Source organism: Vibrio lentus (assembly GCF_030409755.1).
Taxonomy (GTDB): domain Bacteria; phylum Pseudomonadota; class Gammaproteobacteria; order Enterobacterales; family Vibrionaceae; genus Vibrio; species Vibrio lentus.
This window is the reverse complement of record NZ_JAUFQE010000001.1, coordinates 1,143,966-1,160,741: the sequence shown is the minus strand read 5'-3', so window position 1 is coordinate 1,160,741 and position 16,776 is coordinate 1,143,966. Positions and strand designations below refer to the sequence as shown.

17 protein-coding genes and 1 pseudogene are annotated in these 16,776 nt (G+C 44.0%); 9 read left to right on the top strand and 9 right to left on the bottom strand.

Going from position 1 to position 16,776, the window contains the following annotated elements:
• Positions 1 to 22 precede the first annotated feature (22 nt).
• From QWZ07_RS04845 to QWZ07_RS04830, 4 genes are all read left to right on the top strand, one after another.
• Positions 23 to 1,144: a multidrug effflux MFS transporter gene (locus QWZ07_RS04845; protein WP_192854268.1), complete on the top strand. Its 1,122-nt coding sequence runs from the start codon at positions 23 to 25 to the stop codon at positions 1,142 to 1,144.
• A gap of 167 nt (positions 1,145 to 1,311) precedes the next feature.
• Positions 1,312 to 1,830: a TetR/AcrR family transcriptional regulator gene (locus tag QWZ07_RS04840; RefSeq protein WP_192854269.1), complete on the top strand. Its 519-nt coding sequence runs from the start codon at positions 1,312 to 1,314 to the stop codon at positions 1,828 to 1,830.
• Complete coding sequence (locus QWZ07_RS04835; protein ID WP_192854270.1) at positions 1,827 to 2,882, top strand: alcohol dehydrogenase family protein; 1,056 nt, start codon at positions 1,827 to 1,829, stop codon at positions 2,880 to 2,882. The genes QWZ07_RS04840 and QWZ07_RS04835 overlap by 4 nt, the downstream gene beginning before the upstream one ends.
• A 236-nt stretch (positions 2,883 to 3,118) precedes the next feature.
• On the top strand, positions 3,119 to 4,213 hold the full coding sequence (locus QWZ07_RS04830; RefSeq protein WP_192854271.1) for an HDOD domain-containing protein: 1,095 nt from the start codon (positions 3,119 to 3,121) through the stop codon (positions 4,211 to 4,213).
• A 145-nt stretch (positions 4,214 to 4,358) separates the two neighbouring features.
• Here QWZ07_RS04830 and QWZ07_RS04825 read toward each other — a convergent pair whose 3' ends face one another.
• The 4 genes and pseudogenes from QWZ07_RS04825 to QWZ07_RS26465 form a co-directional block, all read right to left on the bottom strand.
• A complete protein-coding gene (locus QWZ07_RS04825) occupies positions 4,359 to 4,757 on the bottom strand; it encodes a DUF1090 domain-containing protein (RefSeq protein WP_192854272.1) in 399 nt (132 codons plus the stop codon).
• 63 nt (positions 4,758 to 4,820) lie between these two features.
• Entirely contained in the window at positions 4,821 to 5,726 is a 906-nt protein-coding gene (locus tag QWZ07_RS04820) for a homocysteine S-methyltransferase family protein (protein ID WP_192854273.1), read from the bottom strand.
• Positions 5,727 to 5,834: 108 nt separating this feature from the next.
• Positions 5,835 to 5,984, bottom strand: a pseudogene (locus tag QWZ07_RS26470) (tyrosine-type recombinase/integrase); the annotation flags it as partial.
• Positions 5,963 to 6,181 carry a site-specific integrase gene (locus QWZ07_RS26465; protein ID WP_435433704.1) on the bottom strand — a complete coding sequence of 73 codons (219 nt, stop codon included), beginning with the start codon at positions 6,179 to 6,181 and terminating at the stop codon, positions 5,963 to 5,965. The gene QWZ07_RS26465 and the pseudogene QWZ07_RS26470, both read right to left, overlap by 22 nt.
• A gap of 340 nt (positions 6,182 to 6,521) precedes the next feature.
• On the opposite strand from QWZ07_RS26465, the gene QWZ07_RS04805 reads away from it, so the two are divergent.
• Together QWZ07_RS04805 and QWZ07_RS04800 are read left to right on the top strand one after the other, a co-directional pair.
• Positions 6,522 to 7,187 carry a DUF4145 domain-containing protein gene (locus QWZ07_RS04805; protein WP_192854274.1) on the top strand — a complete coding sequence of 222 codons (666 nt, stop codon included), beginning with the start codon at positions 6,522 to 6,524 and terminating at the stop codon, positions 7,185 to 7,187.
• Positions 7,188 to 7,673: 486 nt separating this feature from the next.
• Positions 7,674 to 8,414 carry an abortive infection system antitoxin AbiGi family protein gene (locus QWZ07_RS04800; RefSeq protein ID WP_192854275.1) on the top strand — a complete coding sequence of 247 codons (741 nt, stop codon included), beginning with the start codon at positions 7,674 to 7,676 and terminating at the stop codon, positions 8,412 to 8,414.
• 138 nt (positions 8,415 to 8,552) lie between these two features.
• On the opposite strand, the gene QWZ07_RS04795 is transcribed toward QWZ07_RS04800, so the two are convergent.
• On the bottom strand, positions 8,553 to 9,752 hold the full coding sequence (locus tag QWZ07_RS04795) for an IS4 family transposase (protein ID WP_132982278.1): 1,200 nt from the start codon (positions 9,750 to 9,752) through the stop codon (positions 8,553 to 8,555).
• A 138-nt stretch (positions 9,753 to 9,890) separates the two neighbouring features.
• Here QWZ07_RS04795 and QWZ07_RS04790 point away from each other — a divergent pair, with 138 nt between their 5' ends.
• Positions 9,891 to 10,487: a DJ-1/PfpI family protein gene (locus QWZ07_RS04790; RefSeq protein WP_009845952.1), complete on the top strand. Its 597-nt coding sequence runs from the start codon at positions 9,891 to 9,893 to the stop codon at positions 10,485 to 10,487.
• Positions 10,488 to 10,621: 134 nt separating this feature from the next.
• The gene (locus tag QWZ07_RS04785; protein WP_192853610.1) at positions 10,622 to 11,323 is read left to right on the top strand and encodes a lipoate--protein ligase family protein; all 702 of its coding nucleotides are present in this window, start codon (positions 10,622 to 10,624) and stop codon (positions 11,321 to 11,323) included.
• Positions 11,324 to 11,380: 57 nt separating this feature from the next.
• On the opposite strand, the gene tsaA is transcribed toward QWZ07_RS04785, so the two are convergent.
• Both tsaA and QWZ07_RS04775 read right to left on the bottom strand, forming a co-directional pair.
• Entirely contained in the window at positions 11,381 to 11,782 is a 402-nt protein-coding gene (gene tsaA / locus QWZ07_RS04780; RefSeq protein WP_192853611.1) for a tRNA (N6-threonylcarbamoyladenosine(37)-N6)-methyltransferase TrmO, read from the bottom strand.
• 33 nt (positions 11,783 to 11,815) lie between these two features.
• A complete protein-coding gene (locus tag QWZ07_RS04775; protein WP_192853612.1) occupies positions 11,816 to 12,706 on the bottom strand; it encodes a DMT family transporter in 891 nt (296 codons plus the stop codon).
• A gap of 119 nt (positions 12,707 to 12,825) precedes the next feature.
• Between QWZ07_RS04775 and QWZ07_RS04770 the strand changes: the two genes are divergently transcribed.
• A complete protein-coding gene (locus QWZ07_RS04770) occupies positions 12,826 to 13,416 on the top strand; it encodes a TetR/AcrR family transcriptional regulator (RefSeq protein WP_192853613.1) in 591 nt (196 codons plus the stop codon).
• Positions 13,417 to 13,478: 62 nt separating this feature from the next.
• Here the strand turns inward: QWZ07_RS04770 and QWZ07_RS04765 are convergent, their stop codons facing one another.
• A complete protein-coding gene (locus QWZ07_RS04765; RefSeq protein ID WP_192853614.1) occupies positions 13,479 to 14,288 on the bottom strand; it encodes an SDR family NAD(P)-dependent oxidoreductase in 810 nt (269 codons plus the stop codon).
• A 357-nt stretch (positions 14,289 to 14,645) separates the two neighbouring features.
• Entirely contained in the window at positions 14,646 to 16,718 is a 2,073-nt protein-coding gene (locus tag QWZ07_RS04760) for an alkyl/aryl-sulfatase (RefSeq protein ID WP_065111578.1), read from the bottom strand.
• Positions 16,719 to 16,776 lie beyond the last annotated feature (58 nt).

Here is a 16,776-nt window from a genome sequence, read left to right as displayed (position 1 = left end):
GTTCACTGGTCTTGGAAAAATGATGAAAACAAAACCTTCTTTATGGCAAATGGTACTGCTGTTGATGTTCCCTCAAATCGCAGAAACCATCTATAGCCCGACTCTGGATTCTATATCGAAATCCTTTGATGTGAGTTACACACAAGCGGCACAAACCCTCTCGATCTACTTTTCAGCGTTTGCGTTGGGTGTGGTGGTATGGGGCGTGTTAGCGGATAAATGGGGACGTCGCCCTACCATGTTATTGGGTATGGGGCTATTCGCCTGTTCGGCACTCATTGCTATGCAAACCAATAGCTTTACGTGGTTGATGATAGCAAGAGCGATGGGCGCTTTCGGGCTTGCGGTTGGCTCTGTCGTCACCCAAACCATATTACGAGATGCCTTTAGTGGTAGTGAGTTGGCCAAGGTGTTTGGTTACATGGGCATGGGGCTGTCGATTAGCCCAATCATCGGGTTATTACTAGGTGGCCAATTGAGCAAGGCGGGTGGGCATCAATATGTGTTTACTGCCTTGTTAATCATGGTGTTGGCGCTGCTAGTACACAGTTTATGGTCTTTGCCGGAAACGCAGCAGTCTAAGCAGCCGTTGCAATTAAAATCGCTCAGTATCCACATGATCAAAGACGGCGATATTTGGCTATCGGCACTGCTTGTCGCGTCGTTCAATATTGCGCTGTTTTCGTATTACCAACTGGGTTCATTCACCTTCTTACAGCTTGGATTCGGTATCGAGCAGTTTGGTTATAGTGGAGTCGTGCTTGGGTTCGGAACCTTGTTGGGAAGCTTGGTTAATAAGGCGCTATTGAAGCGACAAGTTTCATCTATCTCTTTGATTAGCTTAGCGGCAGGGCTTCAAACGGTAGGCGCAGTGGGTGTGTACTTTTTACAACACACGATCTGGTTCTTGCTTCCGATGATGTTGGTGGTTATGGCATTCGGTATTGCGATTCCTAATGTCTTGAGCCGAGCATTGGTGCGTTACCAATCTCAAGCTGGAAGCACAGGTGCACTGTTTGGTTTGATGTATTACACCTTGATTGGTTCAGGGCTCGCTTTAGCGGGAATGATTCAAGACTTAGGTGTGGTGTTGGTATTTTGTGGTGTGTTATCTGTGTTGGTGACGATACGCAGCCGACTCTAGATTTAACGGTAAGTCTCTCATTCATATTGATAAATTCCGCGTCTTATTTGATGCGGGATTTATCATTTTATCCCTTCGTAAATTTGGATATTGACATGAGTAGAATGATCGCTCTACCATATGTGTAGAACAATCATTCTACCTTTAGTCAGGTATAAGAGATCCGCATGTTAAGAGAACAAATTGCAGAGAGCCTTGAGGTTGCGTTTAGTCAATATGGTTTTGCAGAGCCGAGTGTGGCTCAGCTAAAGACGGCGTGTAATGTCAGCCTTCGCACGCTGTATAAGCATTACCCATCGAAAGAAGCGATGATCGTGGGCGCCTTAGAGCACCGTCATCACCGTTACCTAAATTTCCTATTGGAGAGTGCGCCTGATGATGGCCTAGCATCCATGCTTGATATCTTCGACAAGTTACAACAGTGGATGAAAGAGTATGCACCACACGGTTGTATGTCGATGAATGCGATGGCGGCTTTTCCTGACAACGAGATAATTAATCAAGCTGTTACTGAACATAAACGAGAAGTAAAAGCACTTCTGGGTAAGCAGAGTCAACGAGACGATCTGGCTTCAGAGCTTTTTCTACTTCATGAAGGTGTATCAAGCGCGTGGCCAGTATTAGGCGAAGAAGCGGTGACATCAGCACAGAATATGGTGACAAAATTACTCAAGGAAACACGATGAAATTCGAACTACCGAAAACAATGAAAGGCGTAGAGATGTTGGGTCACGGCGGAGCAGACATGCTTGGCTACCGTGAAGATATCGCGGTTCCTCAAATTGAACCTAATGAAGTGCTGATCAAGGTGATGGCCGCAGGCGTGAACAACACCGACATCAACACACGAATCGGTTGGTACTCTAAAAGTGATGACTCAGACGACGCAAGTTGGTCGGGTGAAGCGTTGAAGTTCCCTCGTATTCAAGGTGCTGACGTGTGTGGTTTTATCGTGGCAGTCGGCAATGAAGTCTCTGCTGATCGTATTGGTGAGCGTGTTCTTATCGAACCTTGTCTGACTGAAGTGTGCGGACGAGATTTACCACAACCATGGTATTTCGGTTCTGAGTGCGATGGTGGCTTTGCTGAATACACCAAAGTCGCAGCGAAACATGCTTATGCGGTGAACAGCACAATGTCGGATGTTGAGCTAGCGTCATTCCCATGTTCTTACTCAACAGCAGAGAACATGCTGACTCGCGCTAATGTGGCTGAAGGTGATCGCGTGCTTATCTCTGGCGCATCAGGTGGCGTGGGCTCGGCGGCGATTCAACTGGCGAAAGCTCGCGGTGCTTACGTGATTGCGATTACTAGCCCAAGCAAAAACCAGCAGTTATTGGAACTGGGTGCTGATGAGGTGATTGCTCGTGATGCTGATTTAGTTGAGGCTTTAAGCACAAACAGTGTGAATGTAGTTATCGACTTAGTCGCCGGTGATAAGTGGCCGGAATTCCTTGAAGTGCTGAAACCACACGGTCGTTATGCCGTATCAGGCGCGATTGGTGGAGCTATGGTTGAGCTTGATGTGCGTACTCTGTATCTCAAAGACCTTAGCTTTTTTGGTTGTACAGTGCTAGAGCCTGAAGTGTTCCAAAGCTTGGTTAACCGAATTGAGAAACAGCAGATTGTCGCGATTGTCGCGGAGTCGTTCCCATTGGCAGGTATTCATACAGCACAAGATGAATTCTTGAAGAAAAAGCACGTCGGTAAGATCGTACTGGAAGTTGCTAAGCGCTAGTTTTAGTCAGCTTCACGATTCAAATCTGCGAAAGAGTGAGCAAGCGTTATTTGCTCACTCTTTTTGTTTCTGGCCAATACAGGCGAGCCTAGTCTTGTCTTCTGCCGAGTAACAGATCCTATACAGCGAAGAAATAAGTGATTCATTTATCATTGTATGGTTTATGAATTGTGTGTGCGATAATCGCCGCCGTTCTATATCCCGATCTATGTTGTATTCATCTAGGAGCCGTATTGATGTTTAAAAGGGTATTGCAGGCACTATTTTCGCCTTTTGTTGATTCAAAAAACAAACCCTCTGCAGAGCCTGTCCAAAAAGAGCAACAACAAACCGTTGCTACTGATTCTGTTCAGTCTTCAATCTTTGTTCCGCCTTCGTCCGTCCAGCCATCATCACTCATTGTCGATAAAGTAATAAGCCTTCACGATGGTGAGTTTCTTGATTATCTGTTTGGCGAATCCCGTCTGAGAACGGAGTCAGACCCGTTTAGCGATTTTGTCGCCTGCCAAATCGAGCGCTTGATTCGCTCTCCAAAAGCTTTGCTTAATGAACTGCCAGTGATGCCAGCCTCTGTGACCACGTTAATGGCCGAATTACAGAGTGACGAATTTGATGTCGATGCATTGCTAAAAGTGATTGAACGCGAGCCAAGCATGGCTGCCGATGTGATAAAACTGGCTAACAGTGCTTTCTATAAGCGTGGTGAAAAACAGGTTACTGACCTAAAAACAGCATTTCTAAATATGGGTTCTCAAGGGCTTGTAGAAGGGGTAGTGAATAGCTACATGAAGAACTTCACGCCGGGCAACAATATTTACTGGCGTCATTTCGGTGAGAAAATTTGGAATCACAGTGTCCAAACCGCCTCTTTTTCTAAGGAGTTGATGAAAGGCTCTTCATCCCAAGAAGATCAAGCCGCGGCATACTTTGTTGGGTTGATTCGTAACTTGGGCAAGATGATCATTTTCCAGATGATGGTGGAAGCATTTAAGCATGTTGACCCTTCAGTGCCGCCTAACTCGTTGGCATTGAAGCGATTGATGAACAGCTATTCTATTCGTCTGACATACACCATTGCTAAGTTTTGGGAGCTGCCAGAATCTGTACTGACCGCGATTGGTTACCAAGAATCGAGTCGATACGAATGTACACCACTTGGGCAAGCGGTGTTTGAGGCGAACTACTTAAGTGAGCTGCAATATCTGCTGGAAGTCAAAATGATTACGGCTGAAAATTTTGAAACCAGATGCCAACAAACGATAGCTACGCCTGCCGCCAACCTCGTGGCTAATCGTTTACTGAAAGAGTCCGAGCTAGCGCTTGTTGATTAGGTGAATCTGACTAAGAGATAAAGAAAATCGCCTCTCGAATTGAGAGGCGATAGATTTGAAGTTTGCTTAAGTAGACAAGCGAAGCAGGTGCGTGAAGCTAGGCTGACAAGTATAAAGTAGACGTATCAATGTAGCGTCGCGATGCTTATTGGATCTCAGCCAGCTCTTTCACTAAACGGTCACGTTCTGCAATTTCGTCTTCGATTTTACGTTGGTACTTTTTCACCTTCTGAGTCTTACCAGACTGTTTCGCTTCTTCGAGATCTTCTCGGTATTCTGCGAGATCTTCTTCACTCGATTCTATTTTTTCAGCGATTTTGTCTTTCAAGCCGTCATTGGTGCAGTTAGCTTTCACTTCTTTCAGTGCTTTGGTTAAGCCATCAACTTTGTGTTGATTGCCGTATTCCTTTGCTTTGTCTATTTGATACTCGATTTCACAGCTCTTTCTTTCACAGCCGGATAAGTCTTCACACTGCGAACTCGCAAAACTATGGAATGATAGAACGCATAGAGACAGTATTGAGCTCTTTAGAAGTAGTTTCATGCTTTAACCGTTTGATTTATAAATTGAGTTTAAGTGGTGCGATGTTATCAACAACACGAATAATTAGTTTGGCTCAACGTCTCTTAATTTCCAGTCCGCCAAAGCTCTAATGTGTTTCGGCCCGATGCCACAACAGCCACCGATAATATTCGCGCCAAGTGCGTGCCAGCGTTTTGCGTAAACTAGGTAACCTTGGCCATCCAGCTCACGCATCTCTTGAAGCATGTCATTGGCTTCATGTTCATTGCTGATCGGCGCAAAGTTATTGGCATAGACCCCAATTTCTAAATCACTGCCTAGCTCTTCAATTACTTTTTTAGCATCGATGATGGCTTGATCCATCACTTCAGGCACAGAGCAGTTAAACATGATACCTGTCGCGTTGGATTGGCAAGCCAGTTTGATGGCGTCTGTTACGCTTTCGCCAGAACGAATGTTGGCTGAATCGCCCGTGGTGTCTTCCAAACTGAATGCGTAATAACACGGTTTGTTTGATTGCTTGAGTACCGCATGAATGGATTCGAATTCTTGCAGGCTACAGATCGTTTCCGCGATCCAAAGGTCGATGTTTGGGTCTTGTGCATCGTAAAGGGTTTGGATGATTGGTGCCGCTGCTTCTACTTTGAATAAGTCAGGTCGGTAGCTGCCAAATGGCGGTGGAATCGCGCCCGCTACTTTCACTGTATGGGAAGCATTGTCGGCAGCCGCTTTAGCCAGCTCACCAGACAGTGCGGCTAGTTCAAAACCTTGTTGTTTGAATAGCTCTTCACCCAAGTGAAAAGGTACACAGGCATAGCTATTGGTGATCAGGATTTCAGCACCAGCATCGACAAAGTTTTGATGCGCTTGGCTGACAAATTCGGGTGCTTCAATCAGCGCTTGAGCACTCCAAAGCGGTTGAGAAAATGGCGCGCCAATTTCTTTGAGTTCTCGGCCCATGCCGCCATCAAGTATGGTTAGTGTTTTCATATTCAATACTATCTAAACAATTGCTGAAGTTCTGCCGTCACCATATCAGACAACTTTGCTAGACAGAAGCCATCAAGCCAAGGTTCAACTATCGATGAGGGAGTTTCGTTATAGGCCGTCTAGCGGGCTAGTCGTGCCACTAAAGTGTTGCCCAATAACGTGAGTGTATATCTGAGTTGTCTTAACATCACTGTGCCCCAGTTGCTCTTGAACCGTTCTGATATCGGAGCCTGACTTTAGAAGTTGTTTATAAATTGATTGTACAGATAGGCTAGAGCATTGAGGGCAACCTTTTGAGTATTGATGGCGACTTTTTGTTGATTAGCTAAATGAGAAAGAAAGGAGACAACTTCAGCGGCATGCATTTGTTCAGGGTGTTTAAGCTTATGAAAATGAATGTAGTACTTAATCCAATAACAGTAGGCTTTGATTGCCTTGCGACTATAGCCTCGCATCGTCATATGTTCGCAAATTGCCTGCATGAATTGACTCGCCATATATCCCCCTCACAAAATCTGTACATACAGACAGTTTATTGCTTGTTGAATAATTAATGACTTAAAAAAGAGTGGTTTTTAACTCTGATTGAGCACGAATTTAACGAGAGGTTTGTTTTAAGTTGTTGATTAATTTGAAGATTTGTGAGTGGTTAAGAGTGAGGCCGAGCGTTACATAGTCGACAATATGTGCTTGCACGTTTTCACACTTAATGTTTAGACCCACTTTATATTAAATGCATAGCATTCAGTTGGTTATGAGCGACCTTTTTGATATGTTAAGCGGATGGATTCGTGCTTGCACGATATCAAAATGTTAGCTTTTCATTCGAAACTTGGTGGAAAAATGGATGATTTAGATTTAACGGACGTTTGTCTGACTTGCGAGGCAACTGTGATTTTTAAAACTATTTACGAATATAACTATGTAGATAAGTATGAAGGTTCACCTGAAGAATATACTTTTTGTCATTGCTCGATTTGTGGTACTCCAGCTCTATTTTACCGTGAAGATCCTGAGTTTTTTGTGCAGTTCAAACCTGATGGAATATACGAAAAACAAAAAATTTGGCCAAATAAAGATAGCAAGGGGCTAGGTTTTGCTGTTCCGCAGCAAGTTCAATTATCAAGGGCTGAAGCTGTAGCATCAATTGAAAGTAACTTGTATTTAGCTGCTAGTGTGATGATCGGTAGGGCATTGGAAGCAACGTGCATTGATTATGATTCTAATGCGAAAACTATCTACACTGGCCTGAATAAAATGAAATCTGACGGTGTGTTGAGTTCAGAAATGTACGAATGGGCGACAGAGTTACGTTTACTTAGAAATCAAGGAGCGCACGCAAATGATATTTTATTTCAAGCGTCAGATGTAGAAGATGGGCTGGATTTCTTAGATGCGATATTGGAGTTAATCTATGATATACGTCCAAAATTTGAGCGTTTTAAGAGTAGAAAAAGCTAACAAAAAATTCAAGCAGACCAAAACCGCATGGCATTTTCAGTTTGCATTGAGCACCGTGTTTACGGTGGTTTTCATAAACTACGTGTGTGCGTTTTTGGCAGCTTAATTTGGCGTTGATATGACCCCCACTGTCAATTAAAAACATAGAAGTTTCTCTCCTGTATTATCAGAGCTTTTCTTGTTGCTTAGGGGATAGTGTTACCGCATAGATGAAGCAAGTAATGTCGTCGGTTCTCATGCTGATATACGTGGATTGCTCATCGTTTGATGAGTAGAGCCTACCTTACTTGTTCCGTCGTGGCACCTGTCTTCAGTCTATGCTCGTGGTTCAATACAGCCGAAGCTATATTGCCGTCCTAACGCCGTCGGTGTTTGTGCCACTCCCGATGCATTTAAGTACCACATAAGTGTGGCAGATCCTCGGTAGGGGAGAATCCATGTCATTCGTTAGTAGCTTCCAAACAAATAAAATTATGAGGTAACAAAATGGCTCCAAAGTCACATACTTTGTTTCACTTTACTCAAACAAAAGAAACTCTAAAACTAGTGTTTAAAAATGGTTTCTGGCCAAGGTACTGTTTAGAAGATATTCGATGGGTGAATCAGGATGATGCTGATTATATGGCATTTCCTATGGTGTGTTTTTGTGATATTCCACTAAGCCGAATTTCAGAACATGTTGGATTTTACGGTTATTATGGTTTAGGTATGACTAAAGAATGGGCGAATGCTAATGGTTTAAACCCGATTTTATATCTAGCTTCAGATAATAACTTAATGGCTGAAACTAGAGCATTAAATCACCATGCTCATCGTTGTTCTGAAAAAGATGAAATTACTGCGGCCAAAGAAACGATGCGATATCTATACATGCATATCAAGCCATCAGATGGCAACATGATTGTTGATGGAAAGCCGGTGGAAAAAGAGTTTTATCAAGAGTCTGAGTGGCGCTATGTACCAAAAAATGAAAATATTGAAGCTTATTTGACAAAGGCCAAGTTTGACGACTTAGAATTACTCCAAGTTGCCAATGCCGAAACGAAAGAACATGCAGCATTAAAGTTTTCACCAAAAGATGTAAAATACATTTTCGTGAAAAATGATGCTGATATTCCTGATATGATAAATTTTATTCAAAATGATCTGGACTTTCATTTGGCCGCAGATCTGAAAGTACTAATGTCTCGAGTGGTTTCACTAGAAAGTATCCAAGCAGACTTATAGTATGCTACTAACAAATGCATTAACACGATTTACTACACTCGGCAATCTCAGTTTGCCGAGTGTTTCTCGTTTTAAGGTGTCAATATTAAGTATAATTGCATAGTAGTAAATGTGTTATGCAGGCGCTGACGGATCCCCTCATAATTTCCCTAGTCCTGCGTTGTGTGTGAGCCTTTGATATTCGAACATTCCCCATTGATATTGGGATTCATTAATTTGATATCGCCGATGATTTCGTACCTCTCTCCCTAGACGAGGTATGGATAGAACTCGGCGGTGTTTAATGCTGTTGGCTTGGAAGTCAAAATGCCATTTGGCTTGTACTGCAATTAGGCCATTCCACCACATCAAGATTTCAGCGAGCAACGCAATAAGAAGCAGGATATCTAATCGCTTAGTACAGCGAGTTCTGTTGTGACGAAGTGCGATCCCATAGGCGGTACTCTTTAGATCGCGGAAGGCTTCTTCTATCTGCATACGCTTGGCGTACAGATTGGTAATTTGTACTTCATTTAAGATATGTCGAGGGACATTAGTCGCGAGTAGCCACGGCTCCTTTGCACTGCGTTGATAGAGATGTGTAGCGGAGTGTTTTTGGCTGGTTCTACTATGGCGCTGGGCTTTTCGGCCTTTTTCTAATCCCTTATAAACATAGGCTTCACAAGATATCGGTGATCTCTTTGCTAATAAGCAGTTGCCAAGATATTTGGGTTTATGGACAGCGTTTGGATAAAAGGTTTTATTTGAGACCCAAGGTTTTTGAGGTTGTTTGATTGATACTTCACCTCGGACACGACCTAACCAAAACCAACCTTTCTCCTGAACTTGGCGGAACCAAGTATTTCTAAAACCCGCATCAGAAACGATGATCGGACTGATTTTATTCGGCAAAATACTCTGCAATTTATCGAGGAATGTTTGGTGACTTTTCGGTGAATTGTATTGGCCATACTCAAAAACTTGTTCAAAGATTGTGACGGCTCGACCATCAAGTGCAACGGATGCTCTTAACGTCATATAACGAAGTTGTTCACGAACATCAGACCAATCCACAAGGATCACAGGGCATGGGTTAGCGCCCGTTATTAAGTAGGCATGCCATTTATAAATAAGGTCTTTTTCACGATGTAGTTGGCGATTTCCAAGCAGTCTATCAACGCGTTTGATCGCATGTTTTACCGTGGTATTAGTTTCTAGTTTGCGACCTAGTTTAGTCAGCGTTAAGTCTGAGCCGTCAAGTACACTTTTTGTAGCAAGTATCAGAGAACTAACGCGTTTTTTGTGAATGGAGGGGCATTGGTTTTGTATGGTTTGTTGTAGAATCTGAATGTCGCGCATTATTAACCCACTTGTTCGAAATGTGTGTTCAGCGATATTCATTAGATCAAAGACGGCGATGCACGTCTACCTCATTGTTTTTAAGCCTGATTATGAGGGGATTCGCAAGATGCAGGCGTTAGGCAAATAGGAATAAATATGGATATTGCTGTACTAACTTTTAACGGATTTAATGAACTGGATTCATTTATAGCTGCGGGCATTTTGAACCGCATGAAAGACGCCGGTTGGAATGTGCAAATAACGAGTCCATCTCAATACGTCACTTCAATGAACGGAGTGACAATCAAATCTCAACAGCCTCTCGAGTTTGCTAACCAAGCCAACGTCGTATTATTTGGCAGTGGTGCACTAACGTGCGATATTGCGAAAGACAGAGATATACTTTCAAGGCTAAAGCTAAACCCTGAAACTCAGTTAATTGGTGGACAATGTTCAGGTACGTTGCTCATGTCAGTACTTGGTTTACTGCATCAAATACCAGCTTGTACCGATTTAACAACGAAACCTTGGGTTGTCGAATCAGGAGTTACCGTTTTAGACCAACCCTTTTATGCTAAAGGTAATCTTGCGACAGCAGGTGGTTGTTTGTCATCAAAGTACTTGGCTACCTGGGTAATTAGCAAGTTGTCGAGTAGGGCGGATGCTGAATCGGCAATTCATTATGTCGCGCCAGTCGGTGAAAAAGAAAGCACGGTTCAGCACTGTATGTCAGTAGTCGGTGCGTATCTGTAAATTTTGCCTAACAAACGACTATAGTGCCAATAACTAACTTTTGGCGCTGTTTTCATTCCACATAGTCCCATATGTCATCAACCATCCCAGAACGCTAAATACTAAGTCACCACAATCTGTAGAGGAAAAGTGCATTGAAGTTAACGAATAAACTCGTACGTTACCCGCACATTGATGTTGATCGTGCGTTTGAAAAAGAAGCTGAGTTATTGCAGCAAATACAGACCGGTGAGATTGCGCAAGCCTTAATGCTTTGGCAAGCAAAAACGCCGACACTCGTTTTGCCTGCAGGTAAGAAGTGGCCAGTGAAGGTAGAGTCTAGAAAGCAGCTTGCGGAACAAGGCTGGCAACTCACCTCACGAAAAACCGGTGGCGCTCCCGTTCCCCAATTGCCGGGGATCATTAACCTATCGCACATTTACCATTGGCCTCGTGATGAAGCATACAATATCCAAAAAGCGTATCGACATTTATGCGATGTATTAACCCTGTTTTTTAAAGAACTGGGCATCGATGTGGATGTACACGCAACCCCCGGTTCTTATTGTGATGGTGACTACAACCTCAATATCAATAAACAAAAAATAGTGGGTACTGCGCAGCGTGTATTGCTTAAACAAGGGGGCGGCCAAATTGTACTTTCGCAAGCTTGTATCTTGTTAGATGCCGACTTGGAGAACATCGTTGCGCCTGTGAATTTTTATAATCAAATTTGCGATAACCCGACCGTGGTGGATGCGCAGGTTCATACACTGTTGTCCGCGCACTTGACGAGCCTTCCCAACGTAGATTCACTCTTTCAGCGGTTAAGCCAAGCTTTCATCAAGTATGCGTAATGTCTTCCTTTCGCTAACGCACAGCTCGATCTTGGTTTAGGAAGGCCAGTTTCTCGCTTATCCCTTCTCTTTATAGATTGCAGGCTTGATATCCAACAGCGGTGTGTTGTTCAAGCAATCTAAGCCTCTTACGGTCACTGTGCCATTCTCTATTTTTTCAATCGGCAGTACGGCAGCACCGATTGGGTTTGGCCTGTGTGGTGAGCGCAGTGCGAAGGTGCCTTTGGTCGGTGTCTCTTCATCCCGGCTTTGGATCAATTCATCTCGTTTGCCGCCTTCTAACCAATACAAGATCAATATGTGGTCGCCACGGTTTAAGCCAAGCAAGCCTTGTTGGTAAACGTCATCTAAGATTATTTCACAGATTGGGCCGTTGTCCGGTTGGATGTTATTCGGACACTCCGAAATCGAGTGATACGGCGTAGTAATTCGACCAATTAATTTCAGCTCTTCAGACATGTTTAGCTCCTATTTAATTCTTTATTAGTCTCTTTATTTGTCATCATTTTTCATCGTCACTAAGGTGTAGATGAAGATCGTAATCAAGATCACCACACCACCGATAATACTGGTCGTTGGCGGGATCTCGGTGAAGAAGACAAACGCCCAAACTGGCGCTAACACCGTTTCTAACATCAGAGTCATTGATACCTCTGGTGCGGTAATGTGGCGTGTTGCGACCATAGATAACACTCGTCCAACCGGTGCGGTAAACAAGCCCATCATGCCCATGATTAACCACGTTTCAACGCTGTAGCTTGATGGTGTTGCGAAGAAAAACATCACAACCGCGAGCAACAAGCCACCTAGGCCAACGCTCGCTAATCGGCTGACGTCTTGATATTTACGCAGCAAGGTAAACATCATAGATAAACAGATCACAGCGAATACCGCTAAAGCATCACCCATCCAATTACCCGAAGAAAACGAGCCTGAAACGACAATCGTAATACCAACCATCACAGCCACAATCGCAACCAAAGTCGAACGGCTGGTGGCTTCTTTCAATATTAACCAGCTGAAAATGGCGGCAACCGCAGGGGCTGCACTGAGGATCACAAAGGTATTAGCGATTGAAGTCATCTTGATGCTGAACACCAAGCCCGATGCGCTGCCGAGCATAAGAATACCCGCTGCTAACAATGGCCAACCGCTTTGTGCTACTGCCTTTCGTATTCCGCGTTTGTCGTTGAATTTAAGCAAAATCGGCATCGAAATTGCGCTGAATAAGCCGAACAAGAAGGCCGTATCAAATCCGCTGACACCCGCATAACGAATAAAGATGGGGTCAATACTCATTAATACGGCACCTGCGATCGCAAAGGTAAAGCCGAGGGTTCGAGTGTTTCTTACTTCAGTTTTAGGGAGGTTCATTGTTGTCATTTCTCTATCCAATTATCTGTTATCAATAAATCATACTCACGAGTATGATTTTAAAAATTAGTTGAGTCAACACAAATCATACTTTAAAGTATGATCTCTGTTTTGGGGTGGATGAAGTAATGAGCAAGATTGAGCAGAATAAAGAGAAGAAACGACAGGCTATTTTGAAAGCGGCTAAAGCTGTTTTTTTAGCTGAAGGTTTTACGCTCGCGAGCATGGATGTGATCGCAAGTGAAGCCCAGGTGACTAAACAAACGCTCTATCGATATTTCTCATCAAAAGATGTGTTGTTCAAAGCGACATTGCAGCAAATGGGGGCTCAGTTTGATGAGCATTCTGTCGAGCAGTTAAAAATCTCTGATAATTATCAGGCATTGTATGGGTTCGCGACGGCCTTTTTGGCGTTTCATTTGTCGGACGAACATATCGCTACGTTGAAGCTATTGATTGCAGAAGACGGTAAGTCTCCCGCTATCTTGGAAAGCTTTATGTCGGTAGGTGAAAACGAAACCGATATTGCACTCGCTCAGTTTTTCACGGATAGGTTTGATACCGAAGATGTCGCCACGAAGGTTACTCTGTGGACGGGGATGCTATTAAGCTTAAGAAGTGGTGTGTTAATGGGGATGGTCAAACCAAACCTACAAGATATTGAGCAACATGCTCGCGCAAGTACGGAATTTTTGTTGGCTGCGCTGAATACAGATTGATGTTATGGAGTGCTCCCAAATACGGAGCACTCATTGTATCTGACTAGTGAGCGTGGCATTAGCTAGAGCTGTTCTGCAAGCAACTGGTCGAGAGTCGTCACCAGCTTCTGATTTTTATCCGAATTTAATGCATCAGCATGAGGGTCTTTAAATAGCCCTGAGTCATTATCAAAATACTTCCCAGAAGCGTTAGAAAACTCTTCCGATAGTGCCGCTCGGCATAAGATATCAGCGCCAATCCCTAAGTCATTACCTTCCAAACCATACGCATCTTTAACCAATTTACTGCCAAGAAATGAGGCCGGATTAACGGGAATGATTAGGGGGCCTTGATCTCCTAATTGGTGCGCAAGATGGATTGACCACATCGTTAACGCTAATTTACTTTGTGCGTAGATGGGGCCATCTAAAGCGTCAGGATTTGGGCTGATAAGCGCCTCGAGATCGACCGATGACTGAGCGGCTGAAGATAGATTGACGATGCGACCGTTGGCATCAAAAAGTGGTAGCAGCTTTTGAGTCAGTAAATAAGGGGCAATGGTGTTGACGCTAAATCGGACATCGAGATTGTCTTTGGTGGTGATCTCGGAAACCTTGTAGACGCCAGCGTTGTTAATGAGTACATCGAGCTGTTCATGCTTCGACGTTATTTGGTTGGCGAGGGCTTCAACTTCAGAAAGAGAAGAGAGATCAGCAACATAACTTTCGATAGTCGCATCCTTGGATAATCGAGAAAGGCCGGTTTCTACTTTGCTGAGTTTTGTTGGGTTACGCCCATGGATAAGGATGTGATGCCCTTGTTGGGCTAACATTTTCGCGGTCTCTAAACCGATACCATCTGTCGCACCTGTAATCATGATCTTTTTTCGCATCTTCCTTCCTTGAATAAAGAGTCCGGACAACTTTTATAACAAAGTTTGATTGCACAAAGTTTCTACTACTTCACATGCTGAGATATAGAAAGTACGGATGTGTATTGCGATTGAGAAACCGTGAAACAAGGGTGTGGTTTAACAAACACAGTACTGTTTTTCTGGGCTTGATAAGAAGTTTTACTCAATGCTATTTGAGTGCTGTGAGTGGGGGTTCTTATTTTATTTTCTTGATATCGAATAAAGCTCAAATCAAAAAAGCCTCAACCAGTTTAATGGTTGAGGCTTGGTCGTATTAGCCTTGTTTCAGCCTATTTAGGCCAGTTTGACGTTGTAATTATTTTACCTTAGAGCGGCTTAGTGAGCGTGCTCGTGTGAATCTTGGTACAACTCTGCATCAACTTCTTCGCCTTTGTTTGGACGAGGAACAATCTCAAAAGAGGTATCCGCTTCAGTCAATGAAGACAGCAGTTTGTTCAACGATGTTTTGTCTCCTTTCACGCCCGCTTGGCCATCTTCCAATAATTGGTTGAGTGTCGTTTTCTTCAGTACGATGTCTGATACATCTGATTTGTTGATGATCAGTGTGGTATCGGCATCTTGAAGTTCAGCTACTTGAATGTTGTTGAGGTTGCCGTTCGACATCTCTACGTAGTAGAACTCTTTCACGTCAGGTAATTGGATATTCATGGTAAACGGCGTGTCTTGCGCCTTCAATGAATCCACTTTTACCGCTAAGTAATCCAGCAAGTTTTCGATGGTCATGTTCGCCAATACATCCGGAGAAGCCGTTTTTGGTGCGCCCGGCTGTGTGCCGATACGCAGTTCTTGAGCACCCGTTAGGTAGATGTTTCTCCAACCTGCACCTTCTGATTGGTAGCCTAGCTGTTCATAAGTGTCGGCCAGTAAACCACGCGCTTTTTTGTTCTCTGGTTCCGCTTGGACAACCTTGTTCAGTGCTGTTGCAACGAAGCGATATTCGCCTTCTTGGAAATCTTGCTGCGCTTTCTCAATCACTGCGTCACTGCCACCCATGTATTCAACAAACTTAACCGACTCTGGGTGAATCTGTAGCGGGTTCAGATTAGCTGGGTTCATGTCGAAGTAACCAAGGTACATGTTGTACACCGCACGAGCGTTATGCGAGTAAGTACCGTGGTAACCATTAGTGTGCCAAGACTGTTGAATACTGTCTGGCATGACTTTGTAGATCTCGTCGCCAATGTCTTGCAGAACGACACCATTGTTCGCAAGGCGAAGTGTTTGGTTATGAGTGAAACCGTAAGCGTCACGCTGCATTTTTAGGTAGTCAGAGATTTCTTGTTCGCCCCAAATTGGCGATGAGTGAGAGGCAAATAACACCTCGGTATCTTCACCCCAAGTGACCAACATCTCGTTGATTTTCTTAGACCACTTCAAGCCATCACGTACTTTTGCACCGCGTAATGTGTAGAGGTTGTGCATGCCTTGATACGTTAGTTCACCAGTCCAAAGTGCCTTCATGCTCGGAATGTAGGTCACCATTTCTGATGCCGCTTCAGTGCCTGATGCATCCATGAATTGCATTTCTAGGCCGTCGATAACCAGCGTTTCAATTTCTTCGTTATGGTTAAGTTCGTAATCCGGCAATACGTAAGTAATGGTACCTGTCGACAAGCCTTTCGCGAGTGCCGCATCCACAATACCGTGCTCATGACGATTCAGTGTTGCGCCATATTGATAAGCGGTACGACGAGACATCGCATTACCTGCCAGTACGTTTTCGTCGACGATTTCTTTAGTGATGTTTTTAGAACCGTATACTTTTACGTCTGGGTAAGCTTCTTTGATTGCTCGTGCACCACCAAAGTGATCGGCATGTGAGTGTGAGTAAATCATCGCTACGACAGGTAAGTCGCCACCATCGGGCACGTTGTTCTTAAAGAACTTTAATGACTTAGCCGCGGATTCTTTTGTGAGAAGAACGTCGTAAGCAATCCAACCATTGTCACTGCGGATGAAAGATATCGACGCCAGATCAGCACCACGAACTTGATACACCTTGCCCGGGACAACTTCGTACAAACCTTCAGCAGCTTGGTTCAGCACGGCTTGACGCCAAAGCGAAGGGTTCACTGAATCGGGCGCTTGATCGGCATTGTTCACGCTAGGGTCGATGAAGTTGAAGCTGTTACGAATAATATCGCCAGTTTCTTGATCGAAGCTCGCAATCAACCCTTTGTTGTTATTGTCGAACGCGCGAGTGTCTTCGAAGTTCAGCGTTTTCGCGAATTCTTGGTTTGCTTTCGTCGTCATCTCGGTCGCGTTTTTGCCACCCTGATCGCCGATATCGCTAAAGTGTGCATGGTCATGGTTAGCTGCAACAGCAGGAAACGCAAGAGAGATTGCTAGGAACAGTGATGCATTTTTGAAAGTGCGTGATGGAGTCATAGGTGCCTCTTCAATTCGGGATTTCGTTTCGTTGAGGTAATTATATGACTAAGACATA